Source organism: Winogradskyella sp. PC-19 (genome assembly GCF_002163855.1).
Lineage (GTDB): Bacteria > Bacteroidota > Bacteroidia > Flavobacteriales > Flavobacteriaceae > Winogradskyella.
This window is the reverse complement of sequence record NZ_CP019332.1, coordinates 297,948-315,000: the sequence shown is the minus strand read 5'-3', so window position 1 is coordinate 315,000 and position 17,053 is coordinate 297,948. Positions and strand designations below refer to the sequence as shown.

Annotated in this window: 15 protein-coding genes; 2 read left to right on the top strand and 13 right to left on the bottom strand. The window is 33.7% G+C overall.

Annotated elements, in window-relative coordinates; translation table 11 throughout:
- The 3 genes from BTO05_RS01515 to BTO05_RS01505 are packed head-to-tail and all read right to left on the bottom strand — an operon-like array spanning nt 1 to nt 2,317.
- Nucleotides 1-1,200, bottom strand: a complete 1,200-nt coding sequence (locus BTO05_RS01515; RefSeq protein ID WP_087490959.1) for a DegT/DnrJ/EryC1/StrS family aminotransferase — start codon at nt 1,198-1,200, stop codon at nt 1-3.
- Nucleotide 1,201: 1 nt separating this feature from the next.
- Complete coding sequence (locus BTO05_RS01510; protein WP_087490958.1) at nt 1,202-1,633, bottom strand: hypothetical protein; 432 nt, start codon at nt 1,631-1,633, stop codon at nt 1,202-1,204.
- A gap of 54 nt (nt 1,634-1,687) precedes the next feature.
- Nucleotides 1,688-2,317: an NAD(P)H-dependent oxidoreductase gene (locus BTO05_RS01505; protein WP_087490957.1), complete on the bottom strand. Its 630-nt coding sequence runs from the start codon at nt 2,315-2,317 to the stop codon at nt 1,688-1,690.
- Between the two features lie 75 nt (nt 2,318-2,392).
- Here BTO05_RS01505 and BTO05_RS01500 point away from each other — a divergent pair, with 75 nt between their 5' ends.
- Nucleotides 2,393-2,992 carry a methyltransferase domain-containing protein gene (locus tag BTO05_RS01500; RefSeq protein WP_087493251.1) on the top strand — a complete coding sequence of 200 codons (600 nt, stop codon included), beginning with the start codon at nt 2,393-2,395 and terminating at the stop codon, nt 2,990-2,992.
- 150 nt (nt 2,993-3,142) lie between these two features.
- On the opposite strand, the gene BTO05_RS01495 is transcribed toward BTO05_RS01500, so the two are convergent.
- Complete coding sequence (locus BTO05_RS01495; RefSeq protein WP_035325018.1) at nt 3,143-3,331, bottom strand: hypothetical protein; 189 nt, start codon at nt 3,329-3,331, stop codon at nt 3,143-3,145.
- A 209-nt stretch (nt 3,332-3,540) separates the two neighbouring features.
- Here BTO05_RS01495 and BTO05_RS01490 point away from each other — a divergent pair, with 209 nt between their 5' ends.
- Nucleotides 3,541-4,290: a hypothetical protein gene (locus BTO05_RS01490; protein ID WP_079738449.1), complete on the top strand. Its 750-nt coding sequence runs from the start codon at nt 3,541-3,543 to the stop codon at nt 4,288-4,290.
- Nucleotides 4,291-5,154: 864 nt separating this feature from the next.
- Here the strand turns inward: BTO05_RS01490 and BTO05_RS01485 are convergent.
- From BTO05_RS01485 to BTO05_RS01445, 9 genes are all read right to left on the bottom strand, one after another.
- A complete protein-coding gene (locus BTO05_RS01485; RefSeq protein WP_087490956.1) occupies nt 5,155-5,595 on the bottom strand; it encodes a heavy-metal-associated domain-containing protein in 441 nt (146 codons plus the stop codon).
- Nucleotides 5,596-5,615: 20 nt separating this feature from the next.
- Nucleotides 5,616-7,388, bottom strand: coding sequence for an efflux RND transporter periplasmic adaptor subunit (locus BTO05_RS01480; protein WP_087490955.1), 1,773 nt, complete (start codon nt 7,386-7,388; stop codon nt 5,616-5,618).
- 4 nt (nt 7,389-7,392) lie between these two features.
- A complete protein-coding gene (locus BTO05_RS01475) occupies nt 7,393-8,100 on the bottom strand; it encodes a PepSY domain-containing protein (RefSeq protein ID WP_069674106.1) in 708 nt (235 codons plus the stop codon).
- Between the two features lie 6 nt (nt 8,101-8,106).
- Entirely contained in the window at nt 8,107-8,838 is a 732-nt protein-coding gene (locus tag BTO05_RS01470) for a heavy-metal-associated domain-containing protein (RefSeq protein WP_087490954.1), read from the bottom strand.
- Entirely contained in the window at nt 8,835-9,560 is a 726-nt protein-coding gene (locus BTO05_RS01465; RefSeq protein WP_069674104.1) for an acetolactate decarboxylase, read from the bottom strand. Before BTO05_RS01465 ends, BTO05_RS01470 begins: the two co-directional genes overlap by 4 nt.
- 3 nt (nt 9,561-9,563) lie before the next feature.
- On the bottom strand, nt 9,564-10,799 hold the full coding sequence (locus tag BTO05_RS01460; protein WP_069674103.1) for a TolC family protein: 1,236 nt from the start codon (nt 10,797-10,799) through the stop codon (nt 9,564-9,566).
- Complete coding sequence (locus BTO05_RS01455) at nt 10,796-14,503, bottom strand: efflux RND transporter permease subunit (protein ID WP_087490953.1); 3,708 nt, start codon at nt 14,501-14,503, stop codon at nt 10,796-10,798. The genes BTO05_RS01460 and BTO05_RS01455 overlap by 4 nt, the downstream gene beginning before the upstream one ends.
- A gap of 109 nt (nt 14,504-14,612) precedes the next feature.
- Nucleotides 14,613-15,026, bottom strand: coding sequence for an HYC_CC_PP family protein (locus BTO05_RS01450; RefSeq protein ID WP_224476888.1), 414 nt, complete (start codon nt 15,024-15,026; stop codon nt 14,613-14,615).
- Nucleotides 15,027-15,097: 71 nt separating this feature from the next.
- Nucleotides 15,098-17,050 carry a heavy metal translocating P-type ATPase gene (locus BTO05_RS01445; RefSeq protein WP_087490952.1) on the bottom strand — a complete coding sequence of 651 codons (1,953 nt, stop codon included), beginning with the start codon at nt 17,048-17,050 and terminating at the stop codon, nt 15,098-15,100.
- Nucleotides 17,051-17,053 lie beyond the last annotated feature (3 nt).

The following is a 17,053-nucleotide window of genomic DNA, read 5'->3' as shown; positions in this document are numbered from 1 at the left end:
TTACTCCTGTAAAGCCTCAAGTATACAATTTCGCATTTTAATTGCACGTTGCTTCACCTCATCTTCCGTCCAAGATAATTTAATAAGACACGAAATGTTGCGACCAATAAAGTGGTCAGATTGTGAAAAATTTTTAGATTTTAATTCATTTAAAGCTGACTTCATTTCTGGAGATAGTGGATATAGCGACTTTGCCTCTTTAAGATGATGCCATTCTCTTACATAATGCCAATTATTATCATAATAATTCCAACAAACATCTACTCCACTTTCTTTGAAAGCTGCGGAAACTTTTCTTGAAGTCTCTAAATCAGGTAAAAAGAAATTTAAAAAAGCACAGCTTTCTACACCACCTTCGGGAACAGCTCTAAATTCTACTTCAGGAATGGTTGCTAATTCATTTCTAATTATATCAAAATGTTTTTTCTGAATTGCTAAAAACTCGGGTAAACGTTTTACTTGAGCTAATCCAACAGCTGCATGCAATTCTGAGATTCTAAAATTATAGCCTAAAAATGTGTGTGTTTCGGCACCTCTATCATTACCAATATGATCATGACCATGATCACTATAGTGGTCAGCATTTAGGTAATAATCTTTGTTATTGGTAATGACTGCACCACCTTCACCGCAAGTAATTGTTTTAACGAAATCAAAAGAAAAACAGCCAACATCAGCTATACTTCCTAATGGTTTTCCATCATAACTACCTCCAATAGCTTGACAGGCATCTTCCACAAAAATTAAATTATGTCTATCACAAATTGATTTTAGAGTATTCATATCACCCATGCTTCCGCACATTTGCACAATCATCACTGCTTTTGTATTTGGTGTAATGGCAGCTTCAACAGACTCTGGGTCAAGTGTTAATGTGCTATCTATATCTACTAAGACAGGAATTGCACCTAGCATCATTATAGCTTCAAAACTTGCTACAAATGTAAATGTGGGCATTATTACCTCATCACCTGCTCCGATACCTGCAGAGGCTAGAGCAACAGAAACTGCAGCTGTACCACTAGAGACTAATTGTACGTGGTTAGTATTGAATGTTTTTTGAAGTTCGGACTCTAAATCTCTAGCTTTCCAATGTCCGTTTCGCATGCCATCAAAACCATAACGCATTAAAACACCATTGTCTAAAACATCTTTTACACTATCACGTTCGGCATCGCCGAAAAGCTCGAATCCTGGCATGCTATTTTTTTAAAGAATTTAATTCGGAAATAAAATTTTCAACATCTTTATCATCAAATTTAGTTAATAATGATGTTGCCTTACGAGACTTAGGCAGGATAGCTCTGACCGATGGGAATTTTTTGTAAGGATTGTATGCAGATAAAACTCTTCTATTATAATCCTTATTTCTTGAATCTAAGGATTCATCAATATGCAAAATAATAATCGATTTCTTGATTGTATTTTTAAAATTCTTCGACTTTAAAATATTAAGCTCAATATTTTTTTCAATTGATGGCTGACTTCCATCCGTAAAATAAATTAATAATAACGCATTGGACTGCTCGGCTAGTCTTAAAGCTTTGGGATAATCTTTTTCCCATTTTATGTCTTGTGCGTAGCTGTCCACCGTGAAAAAGGATAAAAATGCTATTAGAATGTATTTTTTCATATCAAAAATTTACTAAACAAATATAATACTTTGTGTGCTTTATAAAAGCAGATACTACATTTCGATTATAGTTTCTTTAAGTGGCTTTCTTACTTTTTTGAACTCTGCAAACATATCGTCATCAGCACGTCTACCTACAGGAAGAAGTAATACTGACTTTAGGCCTTTACTTTCAAGCTCTAGAGCTTTATCAAAAGCTTCTGGATTAAATCCTTCCATTGGACAACTATCTATTTTTTCGATAGCACAAATAGTCATAAGATTACCTAAAGCGATATATGCTTGTCGTGTTGCCCAGTCAGATTTTTTAGATGATGACATACCACCTATAGTAGCTTTTAGCTGATTTTTAAAAGGTTGGAGTACATCCTCTGGTGTTTTTCTAATTTCGCCTATTTTTTCAAAATGTTTATTTATATCAGTTTCGTCAATTTCATCTTGTATACATAATACCAATAAATGTGATGCATCAACGACTTGGCGTTGACCGTAAGAATGAGCTACCAATGCTTCTCGCTTTTCTTTATCTTCTATAATAACTAGCTTTAAAGTCTGTAATCCATAAGATAATGCAGTAAGATTAAAGGCTTCTTTTAATGTTGTTAATTGATTAATAGATAGTACGTGCGAATCGTCAAACTTTTTGGTAGCGTAACGCCATTGTAATTGCTCGATAATGTTCATACTTTTTTTTGCAAAAATACGGAATGTTGTATTACTTAAAACCAATAAAACTACAAGATTATGTTATATTTAAGTATGAATTTAAAAGAACAAAAATATTGGACAAATCGTTATACTGAACAAAATACAGGTTGGGATATCGGCTATCCGTCAACACCTATCAAAAACTACATAGACCAGCTTGAAAATAAAGATATCAAAGTATTAATTCCAGGTGCAGGAAACGCTTATGAGGCAGAATATATTTACAATATGGGTTTTAAAAATGTATTTGTATTAGATATTTCTGAAAAACCATTGATTGCTTTCAGAAAACGGAATCCTAATTTTCCTAAAACTCAAATTCTACATGAAGATTTTTTTAATCATTCTGGAACTTACGATCTAGTTATAGAACAAACTTTTTTCTGCTCTTTCATTCCTACTAATAAAAACAGAACTTCTTACGCTACTAAAATGGCACAATTATTAAAACCAAAAGGTAGATTAGTTGGTTTATGGTTTAATTTTCCATTAACAAATGATATTGAAAAAAGACCTTTTGGTGGTAATAAAGAATTATACCAAAGTTATTTAAACTCTTATTTTAAGACAGTTTCATTTGAAAATTGTTATAATTCTATACCAGAAAGAACTGAGAAAGAGCTGTTTGGAATTTTTAAGAAAAGAACATAAAAAAACCGTAATAAAATTACGGTTTTAAAAGCGGAGAAAGAGGTAAGTGAACCTCTTTCGTAGTGCCTTTATTTATTACTGTTTCAGTCCTGTACCATTGTTGGGTCACCTAATAGGTCACCTTTATACCTTGTAGTAAAGATAAGGAATTTACTTGATTAATCCTTGTACTTTACTGATTTCAAAGCCCATAAAGTCGCAAAATTCATCGATAGTAACTAACTGATGAGCTTCTTTGTTAAGGCGTTCTTTAATCGCTTTGATTATTGTTCTGCCATAACGCTCACTCTTTCCTGTTACTACCTGTACGTCTTTAGGGTAAATACAGATTCTACTCATTTACTTTAAATTTAAAATTAATACTCTAACTATACTTTATCTATACCGTAGCTATAAAGCACTTATATACAATATACGACTAATATCCCATTGAAAAAACTAACTAAATCGGAAGTTTTGGCAACTTATAAACAGTACGGAAGCACTCTAATACATTGACAGTCAATAGCTCGTATATTTGATATTCATCATCAAAAAATGTATTAGTTATGGCAAAATTGAAAGGTATTATTAAGTTAGAAGGAACGTTAGACAATCTAACTTTTTACAAAGCAAAAGAGGGTTATTTAGTAAAAACTAAAGGCGGTGTTTCTAAAGAGCGTATTCAAAATGACCCAGCGTTTGAACGTACTCGTGAAAACGGTTCAGAATTTGGAAGTTCTGCATCATCTGGTAAGTTATTGAGAACATCAGTTAGAAACTTAATGATTAGAGCAAAAGACAATCGAGTTTCAAGTCGTGTTACTCAAAAAATGACACAAATTAAAAACTTTGATACAACCTCTGTAAGAGGACAAAGAAATGTAGCTACAGGATTAGCAACACCAGAAGGTAAAGCCACATTAAAAGGCTTGGATTTCAACAATAGAGCCATTTTAAGTGCTGTTTTATTCGCTCCGTTTACTGTAGATGGTGCGACAGGTGAAATTACTATCCCAAATTTAACACCTACAAATGATATTGCATATCCAAGTGGCGCAACACACGTAAGTTTAAGTTCAGCATTTCTAAAAGTTGACTTTGATACTACAGATAACGCAATCGAATACAGTCCTACTGTAAATATTCCGATTGATTCAACGTCTGCAACGCAAACACTAACTCCAGCAGGTGTGCCAACAGGTACAGGAAACGATATATTCGTTTTATTAGTAGAGTTCTTCCAAGAGATTAACGGTGTTCAGTATCCGCTTAAAAATGGCGCATATAACGTTTTAAATATCGTTGAAGTAGCATAGTTTCATTCTGACCTTTGAAGCTGCAAGAGTCCTATAATTTTTATTGTAGGGCTTTTTCTTTTGCCATAATTTTTTTGAAGAAAAGAAAAAAGACAGCCAATGTTAAAGGTAGCGTGGATGATGCTGTCAAGGTTTTTGGGTAAAAGTTTTTTACTCTAAAATCTTGAAACCTTTTACGATAGCTACTTAAAAAAGTTTTATTCAAAACCCGTAGGGCTTGACCTTTACAGTATTGAGCGTTGGCAGAAGGAAGCTACCTATATTTGCTTTCTTTTTTATTTTTTTATGTACTTCATTTACAAGTTTAGCACAATCTAATCACCTTTTAATTATAGCACTATGCTTCTTGATATTTGTTAACGAAATGAAACAAACAAAGACTTGAGGTAAGGAATACTTGGACTTAACGATGGTTTTGTGCAGATGAATGAGATAACTAATATTCTAACCTACTTTATCTTACTTCTGTTTCATTAGAGTTCCAAATGTGGTTGTGTGTTCCAATGTGAGCGTGGGTTAAGCGGATATTTTACATAATACCAGTTATAGCTACGAAAATATAAGAATACTGCGTTAGCAAACCTTTGAAAGGATTTTTGCTACTATAACTTGTATTATGTAACATAGCTTGGGTGAGTTTAGGGTTTTATGATATAATAATAACAGAATAGCTTATTGCAGTTTGGTTTGATTTTATGAAAACCAAAGCTGTAATATGCTATTACCTTAAAGACAAAAAAACGCTAAACTTGTTAGGTGAGCGGAACAACACAAAAGACAGAGGATTTTGAGGTACGAAAAAACTGGATTTTGGGTTGTGGGGAATAAAAAAGAGCCTTCCGAAAAAGACTCTTTCATTATTGCTTAATGGTCGTGATTTGAATGGTCATCACTTTTTGTTTCACCTGATTGATTCATCATCATTTCGTGGTCGTATTTACAACAACCTGGTAAACCATCATATGCTTCTTCATCACCTGCTACTTTTTCGGTATCATATCCTGAAGCTGCGATTGCTTTATGGATTGCCATTGCATCGGTTTTTGTATCATCAAAAGACACATCAATCTTCTTTTTATCGACATCCCAATTAGCACTTGCAACACCTTCAACACCGTTAGCTGCTTTTTCGATGGTGTTTTTACACATTCCACAATTTCCTCTCACACCAAAAGACAGCTCTGTCATTGCCATATCTTTTGACATTTCTATAGTCGTTGTTTCTGTTTCTTTTTTGGTTTCGTTTTTACAACTTGTTAAACCTAATAATGCTATTACAGCGATACTTAAAATTACTCTTTTCATTGTTTAAAATTTAATTGTTATTATTCTATTATTTGTTTTACTTCACCACAGGTTAGCATTGCTTCGCCAAAATATGGATTGATTACTTTTTCTTCTTTGCTCAACCAAAACGCACCCTTGTTATTATCTGCCATTGGACAAAATTCTAAATAGACTTTTTCATTTACACCAAATAGTTGAACAGCATTGATTAGATGTGATGACAAATGCTTGAAATGGTTTCTTTGAAGTTTTATATCTGACGTTTCAGAAATTGAGGTCGCTGAAGATTTTATTTCCTTTTCTAATGACATCCAATGGTTATGCGCCTTATTATCTGACAACAATTTCATATTTACTTTGGTTAAATTGTTTAGTAAAGTTGATGCGCTTGTTGAAGTACTTTTTGAATCTTCTTTTACTAAAGCATCTTTTAAATTGATATATTCATTGTAAACACTATTTAACTGTTGTTGAAATTTCTCTGATACTTCCAAACGCTCATTCATATTGGTATGGTCAGTTTGTTTGTTGGATGCATTGTTATCCATACCTAAATGTCCTTCGTGTCCAGTCATTACTTTACCACCATCTTTATTCATCATAGATTTTTTGCCTTGTAATTGTGCAGCTGCATCAACTGTAAATGTTCCGTTAGTCACTATTTCATTTCCAACTAATAAACCTTCTAAAACTTCATATTCATTACCTATTTGATTACCTAAAACTACTTCTTGCATTTCAAAAACGGTTTGGTCTGGATTTGTTTTTAAGTAAACCACAGAGCGTTCTCCAGTCCATAACACAGCAGATGCAGGAATCGATAAGATTTCTTTATTTTCATTCTTAACACTATCAATATTTGCAGACACAAACATTCCTGGTTTAAATACATCATCTTTATTATTTAGAACTACACGTAAGGTTATTGTTCTTGTTTTACTGTTCAAAATTGGGTCTATGAAATCGACTTTTCCTTTAAATACCTTATTTGCATTTGCATTGGTAGATACAGAAACTTCTTGACCTTTTTTAAATAACTCTATCTGGTTTTCATAGACATCAAAATTTGCCCAAACCGTGTTGAGATTGGCAATCTTCAATAACGGTTGACCTTGTTTTATGAAATCGCCTTGCTCTACTAATTTTTCGGTAACTGTTCCTGAAACGGTTGCATACACAGGAAAGTTTTCTTTCACTTTTTGGGTTTCTTCAATCTGATTGATTTGATTTTCAGAGAGCTTCCATAACTTCAATTTATTACGAACCGCTTTGTATAAAGCTGGTTGTGATTCTTTTAAAGATGCTGCTGTAATCAATTCTTGTTGCGCTGCATAGAGTTCTGGCGAATAAATGGTTGCTAATAACTGACCTTTATGAACTTCTTCGCCTGTAAAACTCACATTCAAATGTTCAATTCTACCTGAAAAGTAACTTACCTGTACCGCATTGGCTTCTTCATTTTCGGCAATCTTACCAGATAGTTTAATGGTATTGCCTTCTGCATTGCCTTTACCGACAACAGTTGTTTGAATATTAGCCAAAGCCATAGCGTTTTCTGTAAGCTTAAATTGGCCTGCTAATAAACCATCACTTCCGCTTTCTGCAGGAATTAAATCCATACCACAAATGGGGCAATCTCCTGCTGCTGGTTGCATAATCTGTGGATGCATTGAACAGGTCCACATTTGATTGGTTTCTGTAACTGCATCGTGATTATGGTCTGTATCTTCTTTTGATGAGCCACCAAACAGTATCCACCCTAAAAGTAGACCTACAGCTAATATTCCGAGATAAACTATATATTTTTTCATTTCTTTATTTTTTTCGTTTTAATAATTTCTTAATTGAAGGTGACGAGGTGTACCACAACAAAAACCCACTTAAAACGGTTATCAATCCTAAAAGTGAAAATGCTCTCAAAACAATGGTATTAAAATTGTCTCTGCCTTCATAGTCCATAGTATGTGTCATCCAAAGAAAATCAAACCAACGCCAAGAACGATGTCTTACGGTTTGAAATTTTCCGTCGCTTACAGAAACGTATGCTTTTAGTGCTTCATCTGTTTTATATGAGATAACATAAGCAGGTAGTAGTTTTTCTCGATACTCGTGGTGTTTTCCAGTTTCAGTAATTTGCTCAACAGATTCTACCTCTAAACCACTTTTCATATGGTTTTTGGCAATATAGAGTGCCTCATCCTGCGTAATACTATTTTTTGGCATTCCATCTAAAGCATTATACAATTGCTCTTTATTTATCCAATAGTACGGTGCATTATCAATATCTCTTAATTCAATAGTCTTTATTCCATTTGAAACATCCATTTCTGAAGGACTTATTAAACTATTAAATGCTTTGGGTTGATACTCCAAGTTTTTAAATTGGTCTCCGTGTATTTCATCGATGTTCGTCCAACTAAAGTATAAACCACTAATAGTCCAAAACAGGAATTGAATCCCTAAAAAGAGACCCAAATACCTGTGGGTTTTTCTAATTTTTAACGCCGTATGTCTATTTACCATAACAATTTAATTTATAAGCATTAATGTCGCCATTACAATCATAATAGCATTTTCAATAAAAGTGGCTTCTGTCATAGGTAATTTTAAAGCAGTACCTAAACACGCACATCGTATTGATTTTTTGTCCAATAATGTTTTTGTTACTCCAATTGTTGTTATCCCTAATACTATTAGTGTAATTATTAAAGCTATATTAATTTCAAACCGCATTAAAAACATCAGTCCTAAAGCTGTTTCAATAAATGGATAAACTTTCCCATAAAAAGGAACACGTTTAGCTAAAGGGTCGTACATACGAAAGGATTCTGGAAAACCTTTTAAATCTAACATCTTGAAAAAACTAAAAACGATGTAGAATAAGCCCATAAACTCCAGCATAAACTCGCTCCAACTCCAATTTTTATAATTTAACAATACGCTTGCTGACGCTATATAGAAGATGATGAGTAATAGTGGTTTAAGTTGTTGTAATTTGCTTTTTTCTTCTTCAATCTCAAAACTTGAAGATTGCGTAGACGTAAAAACATTCTTTATTTCTTTTTGAGTTATGGTATATTTCGATGCTAAAGACTTTTGAAGTTCTACAATATCAATATGTTTATCCATAGTTATTGTTGCTTCTTGATTTTCAAGATTAACTTCGACATCGGAAACATCATCTATATCTCTTAAACTGTTTTCTACAGATGCTTTACAACTGCCACAGGTCATTCCTTTTATTTTATATATATGTTTCATTTTTTTGGTAGCTTTAATGTTACTGTTTGATTAAATGATAAATCATCAATATGACCAGCAATAGCATTATCATCAGTTTTAAAATGCATATGCATATTGGTAGTATGATGAGTGAAAACTGCTTTATGCTTTGTGGAATAGAAGCCTATAATTTGAACTCTTCTATTTGCTAAAGTTCCATTTAAACCAGATTCCTTATGCTTTTTATGGTTGTGGATAGTATCACCATCTTTCCAATTTATGACGTGCCAATCCACAGAGGCGATTATACCTTCTAATAAGAAAGGAAATGGTTCTTCAGTATTGATTCCACTATTTGTGGCGAGTTCAAAAATTTGTTCTTCTAAATCACTTTTTGTCTTACTATTCTCGATTTGAAAAGTATCCCATTCTTCCACTTCAGCATATACTAATAAAGACGCTTTTAGACTATAAGAATCTTTAATTTGCAAGCTACTATCAATCACAAAGCTGTTGCTCGGTTTACTATCAAATATTTGTATTTCACCTTTGAGATTATCTACAGCACCAAGAGCATATAGATGTTTCTTTTTTGAAAGTGTATCTAAACTAATTACGGGTTGAATGTTACCAGACATTATTGTTCTTAAAGCTCCCGAATGTTTTACTAATATTGAGACTTCTTTTTTGTGTGTGTTTTGGCAAGAGGTAAAAGCAATTACCATTATTACCAATACGATTATATATGTTGATTTATTCATAGTTTAATTAGTTAAATAATTAATTATAGTAGTTTGTACAAAGTAGGTCTTCACAGATTCTATTTGGTTCATTTGAAACTTTAGCTGTAACTCTTGAATGTCTAAAACATCATTAAAATCAATCGTTCCTGTTTCATAGCTTTTGATTAAAATATCTTCTGCATCTTTTGCTTGTTTTAGGTTTTTAGTTTGAGTAGTATAACTTATTCTTGCAGAAATACGCTCATTAATCGCCTTGCTTAAAAGTGTTTCCAAAGTGTTTAATCGTTCCTGCTTTTGAACTGTTATTTCTTGCTGTTCTAACTCGTTTTGTTTGGTTTGGGATTTATATTTCTTATTGAAGATTGGGATTGACACCGAAACCATTGGCATTACAATATCCTTTCCGTTATCGCTGAAATCCATATTTGGCCTTTCTGAAACATTGATATAATCTAATCCAAAACCAATCATTGGACTGCTTTCTTTTTGATTTAATAATTCTGATTGCTCTATGGATTGATAGAGCTTATCATATTTTAGTAATTCAGGATGTAATGCTAAATTTTCAGAAGTAATATCAAAGTCTTCAGAAGGTATCATTACACTATCTACCACATTCACGGTAACATCATTATCTCTATTCAATAGATTATTGAATTTGGTTTGTTCTGCTAAAAATTGTTGTTGCAATACATCTTTTAATTGTTGCATTTCGTTTTGACGCATTTGCAATCGCAACACATCTACTGCGGATGCTTTACCAACCTCAACAGAAGTTAATGCCAACGTCTCATAAGTTTCTAATAGTTTAATGTTTTCAGTTAAGACCTCTTGCTTTGCTTTGTTCGCGTATAGATTATAATAGGATTGTGATACCGAAGCCATTAGTTTTCGCTTTGCGATAACAATGTCCTCGTATTTAGCATCTGCCAATGAACTCACATAATTTTCTCTCGATGTAATGGTTCCGAACCACGGTAACATTTGTTTAGCAGATACTTTAAAGCGTTGTGCACCTGTTCTGGTTTCCGGTTCACTTACAAAGTAACCAACTCCAAATTCGGTGTTCGGAATGGTATTGACTTCATTCACTTTTTCAGAAGCTCTTTTGTATTGTAACTCAAACTTTTGAATTTCTGGATTGTTTGTTAAGGCTTCATCTATGAGTACTTCTAATTGTTGTGCATTTCCTTTGAGAACAAAGAATAACGAACAAAGAAAAAAGACTGTTTTTATGTGTGATTTTATGTGTTTCATTTTACAGTTCTTTTAAGTTGAACTTCGGCTTTCCAGCTATATAATACTGGTACTACAAATAAGGTTATTAAGGCTATAAGCATTCCACCAAAACTTGGTATTGCCATAGGAATCATAATATCGCTACCACGTCCTGTTGATGTTAATACTGGTAATAATGCTAATATGGTTGTAGCTGTTGTCATTAAGCAAGGTCTGATACGTTTTTCTCCTGCTTCTACAACAGATGTTCTTACTTCCTTTTTATTATCTGGTGTGTTTCTATTGAAAGTTTGCGTTAAATACGTTGCCATAACTACACCATCATCCGTTGCAATTCCGAAAAGAGCAATAAAGCCCACCCAAACTGCAACACTTAAATTAATAGGATGCATCTGAAATAAATCACGTAGATTTTCGCCAAAGAAATTGAAGTTTAAAAACCAATCTTGACCATAGAGCCATATCATTAGAAATCCGCCTGCAAATGCTACTGCAATACCTGTAAATACCATTAATGATGTACCTACAGAACGGAATTGGAAATACAGAATTAAGAAAATAATTGCTAATGCTAAAGGCACAACAACCGACAAGGTTTTTTCGGCTCGCAACTGATTTTCGTATGTTCCTGTGAATTGATAATTAATACCTTTTGGTACTACTAATTCGCCATTATCTATTTTTTCTTGAATTAAGGCTTGTGCATTTTCTACAACACTTACTTCTGCGAAACCATCCATTTTATCAAATAATACATAGCCTACTAAAAAGGTGTCTTCACTTTTAATTACTTGTGGACCTTGTTCATATTTTATTGTTGCCAATTCGCTTAAAGGAACTGGACTGCCTTTTTCTACTGGTACATAAATCTGTTTTAAGTCGGTTGGATTAGCTCTTAACTCTCTTGGGTATCGAACACGTACACCATAACGCTCTCTACCTTCAACGGTTTGGGTTAATACCATTCCGCCAACTGCAACTTTAAGTACATCTTGTACATCTTGTATTGAAATACCATAACGTGCAATTTTTTCTCTATCAATATCAATTAACAAATAGGGTTTCCCTACGATACGGTCTGCAAAAACAGCTTCATCTTTTACACCTTCAGCTTGTTTCAAAATATCCTCTAACTGCACACCAAACGCTTCAATTTGTTTTAAATCTTGACCTTTTACCTTGATACCCATTGGTGCTCGCATTCCTGTTTGCAGCATTACTAATCGAGTTTCAATAGGCTGTAATTTTGGTGCAGATGTAACACCTGGTAATTTTGTAACTCTTACGATTTCATTCCAAATATCGTCTGGTGATTCAATTTCTGGTCGCCAGTTACGATAGTACTCGCCATCATCATCTTCAATTAATTGAGACCTTTTTATAGTGCTAAAAATGACGTTTTCGGAATTATTAGGATTAGAAACCAAACGCCCATTTTTCAACTCAAATAAGCCATCATCATTTACTTTGTAACGTTGGCGTACTCCGTTTTCATTCAGCATATATTCTGGTTTGTACTGAATAATATTTTCATACATTGATAATGGTGCTGGGTCTAAAGCTGATTCTGTACGACCTGCTTTACCAACTACTGTTTCAATCTCTGGAATACTTGCTACTGCCATATCTAGTTGCTGTAAAACCCTTTTGTTTTCTTCTACTCCAGAATGAGGCATCGAGGTTGGCATTAGTAGAAATGAGCCTTCATTTAATGATGGCATAAACTCTTTACCTGTGTTTTTCATAATGAAAAAACCTGCAATTACAATTGCTGTTGGGGCAGACAAAAAGAGTAGCTTATTATCTAAACACCACCTTAAAATGCGTGTGTAATATTTGATGAATAATGAGAAAACACCCAATAAACCAAAGCAAATAACACTAACAAAAATGAGGTTCCAGAAAATGCTTTTATCAACGCCTAATGGTCTCCAATATTCAGCTAACAAGAATACGATTGCTGATGCTGAAATAATAATATTAATAAGGTTAGCTTGTTTGTCCGTTATCTTATTTTGATGGTTGAGAAGTGCTGTAATTCCAAAAGCTATTAATATCAAACCTAACCAATACCCATAGATAATTGCAGCGATACCTAACGCTATTAAAACACCATTTAAAACATATTTAAAAGTGTTTTTAATGTTTTTCTTTCGGAATAAGAATGCAGCAAACGGTGGAATCAAAAATAACGCTACAATAATGGATGCTGTTAATGCAAAAGTTTTTGTGAATGCTAATGGTCTAAACAGTTTTCCTTCTGCTCCAATCATCGTAAATACAGGAATGAAACTGATAATTGTGGTCATTACTGCGGTTACAATTGCACCAGAAACTTCGGCTGTAGCATTGTAAACTACCGTATTAATGGATTGTGTGCCATCATCTTCATCTAAATGTCGAATGATATTTTCTGATAGTATGACACCAACATCGACCATAGTACCAATGGCAATAGCAATACCTGATAGGGCAACTATATTGGCATCGACACCAAAGAGTTTCATCGCTATAAATACCATTAAAACTGCTACTGGCAGTAGTCCAGAAATTAGTACTGAAGCTCGAAGATTAAACACCATAATGATTATGACCAGAATGGTTATTAGAATTTCTAAAGTCAATGCCTCATTGAGTGTACCTAAAGTTTCTTGTATCAGTTCAGTTCTATCATAAAAAGGGATTATGGTTACTTGGGACGTTCTACCATCCGCTAATACTTTTGAAGGTAATCCTGCACTTAATTCATTAATTTTTTCCTTTACGTTATTGATTACTTCCATCGGGTTTGCACCATAACGAGCCACAACAACAGCACCAACAACTTCAGCACCTTCTTTATCTAATAATCCACGTCGAGTTGCAGGACCTAAAGAGACTTTTCCAATATCTTTGATTTTTATTGCTGTATAGTCTTCTGAAGTGACGACTGCATTTTCGATGTCTGCAATGGATTTTACATAACCCAAACCACGCACTAAATATTCGGCTTGGTTAATTTCCAAAGTTTGTGCACCAATATCTTTATTGCTTTCCTTAACCGCTTTTACAACGTGATGCAATCCAATATTATATTGACGCATTAGTTCTGGATTTACATCCACTTGATATTCTTGAACATAGCCACCAATAGAAGCAACCTCTGAAACACCACTTGCAGAGGACAACGCATACTTTACATAGTAATCCTGAATACTTCGTAATTCCTGTAAATCCCAACCACCAGTTACATTACCGTTTTCATCACGACCTTCAAGCGTGTACCAAAATATTTGTCCTAATCCTGTGGCATCTGGACCCAATGCAGGATTAACACCTTCGGGTAATAAACCACTTGGTAAGGAATTAAGTTTTTCGAGAATACGACTTCTACTCCAGTAAAATTCTATGTCTTCTTCAAAAATGATATAGATACTTGAAAAGCCGAACATAGAGGAACTACGAATGGTTTTTACTCCAGGAATCCCTAACAAGGATGTGGTTAATGGATACGTTATTTGGTCTTCTATATCTTGTGGTGAGCGACCATCCCATTTGGTAAAAACGATTTGTTGATTTTCACCTATATCTGGTATGGCATCTACAGCAACAGGATTGCTTGGTAAGAATCCTGTATCCCAATTGAAAGGTGCGTTGACTGTTCCCCAACCTATAAAGAGAACTAATAATAAAACTGCTACGAGTTTATTTTCTATTAAAAATTTGATGCTTTTATTTAGCATTGGCTTTGATAATTAAACAATTAGACATTGGTGTTTGAAAAACACCGAATACAGCAAATTATCCTTACGACATTGCAGTCATAGGATAAAAGAGTCTATTGTTTAAAAATCAAATTAAGTATGTCTCGTCAATCTTGTAGAGTTGCCTGACGACGAGTGGCGGTTTATATTCTTCGTAAGTAGATACATTATTGTCTAAACCTTCAAAAAGGTTAATAAAAGTATAAACAAATGAAGCGATGAATACCTGTTGCTCAAATGAGATTTTGTCAACTTGCAATTGTAATTCGTCTTGACCTTCAATTGCTAATTGTTCATCATCACAACAATTTTTTTTGGTAATAGAACATCCTTCGGTTGAAGGCTTTTCCATTTCCATTCCGCACCCTTTGGCTTTTTGAAAGATAGCAGTTTCTACTAAAGTATCTCCACAATAATGCATATTCACAGTAAATGACATTGTAGAGCATAACACTACAAAAGCCATTGCTAAAGACATTATTTTATGGAAAAACTGCTTCATATTGATTGCGAAGTTACGAAATTTTAACAACTATTGATTTTGTTTAACAGAAGTTTAATTGAATAATCTGCTTAATCCCAACTCATTCGTTGTAATCTAACTGCATTTAAAATTGCTAATAATGCTACTCCTACATCTGCAAAAACTGCTTCCCACATTGTGGCTAAACCACCTGCTCCTAATATCAATACAATAACTTTAACTCCAAACGCTAAAATGATATTCTGCCAAACAATTTTTCTTGTAGAACGACTTATTTTAATGGCTCTAACTACTTTTGAAGGCTGGTCTGTTTGAATTATAACGTCTGCTGTTTCAATAGCTACATCACTACCTAAACCACCCATTGCAATACCAACGTTACTCGCTGCTAAAACTGGTGCATCGTTAATACCATCACCTATAAAGGCTATTTTGTTTTCAGGATTTTTCTTTAAAATTTCAACTTCGTTTAATTTATCTTCTGGTAGTAAACCACCTTTAGCATTTTCGATATTCAACTCTTTAGCGACTTGTTGCGTAATGGAATCTTTATCACCGGAAAGCATCATAATATTTTTAATGCCTACTTTGTGTAATTCTGTAATAGTTTCTTTTGCATCCTCTTTTAATTCATCTGCTATGACTACATAACCTGCAAATTGATTATCGATTGCAACTAATACTATAGATTCTACAATAGTTTCCGTTTCACTTGGAATATCAATACTATTGGTAGTCATCAAGGCTTTGTTACCTACTAAAACAGTTTTACCATTAACAACGCCTTTTAAACCTTTACCTGCAATTTCAGAAACGTCTTGTGCTTCAAAATCTTCTCCTTCAGCTTTGTACTCTAAAATGGCTTTAGCAATTGGATGCGTGGATTGTTCTTCCATCGCCATTAAGTATTGCATAAATTCGGTTTCTTTCCAACCGATTGCTTTTACTTCTTTGATTTTAAAAACACCTTTGGTAACGGTTCCTGTTTTGTCCATTACCAAAGTATTTATCTTGGTCATTGCATCTAAAAATGAAGCACCTTTAAATAAAATTCCATTTTTTGAAGCTGCTCCCAAACCACCGAAATAACCTAATGGTATTGAAATCACTAACGCACAAGGACAAGATATTACCAAGAAAATTAATGCTCTGTATAACCAATCTCTAAATACATAATCATCTACAAAAAAGTAAGGTATAAAAGTAACACCAATAGCTAAAAACACTACAATTGGTGTGTAGATACGAGCAAACTGTCTGATAAACAATTCTGTTTTAGACTTACGAGCTGTTGCATTTTGAACCAAGTCTAATATTCTCGCAATAGAACTATCTTCAAAGATGTTGGTTACCTCAACTTCAATAACGCTTTCTAAATTAATACTACCTGCATAAACCTTTGCATCTTTCTGAATAGAATCTGGTTTGCTTTCTCCTGTTAATGCTGCGGTGTTTAGAGATGCTTTTTCGGATAATAAAATACCATCCAATGGAATTTTTTCACCTACTCGAATTTGTATTTTCTCGCCAATATTTACAGCTTCGGGCGATACACTTATATAATCACCATCACGAAATACATTGGCTTCTTTTGGCCTAACATCTAATAAGGCTTTAATATTTCCTTTTGCTCTATTAACTGCTGCGTTTTGAAATAATTCTCCTACTGCATAAAATAGCATTACTGCCACACCTTCAGGATATTCACCAATGATAAACGCACCAATGGTGGCAATAGACATTAAAAAGAACTCGGTAAAAACATCGCCTTTTATAAGACTTTTCCATCCTTCTTTAATTACAGGAAACCCAACTGGAATATATGCTAAAGTGTACCAAACTACTCGAATCCATCCTTCAAATTGAGGAATGGCATCAAAATAATCTACAGCAATTCCTACGATTAGCATCACAAAACTTATAAGTGCTGGAATGTATGTTTTGAATGCACTTCCATTTCCGTGGTCGTGACCATCATCGTGAGAATGTTGTTCTTCTGAATTTGGTTTTAAATCTCTTAAATTGACTTTCTTTTTTTTCATCAA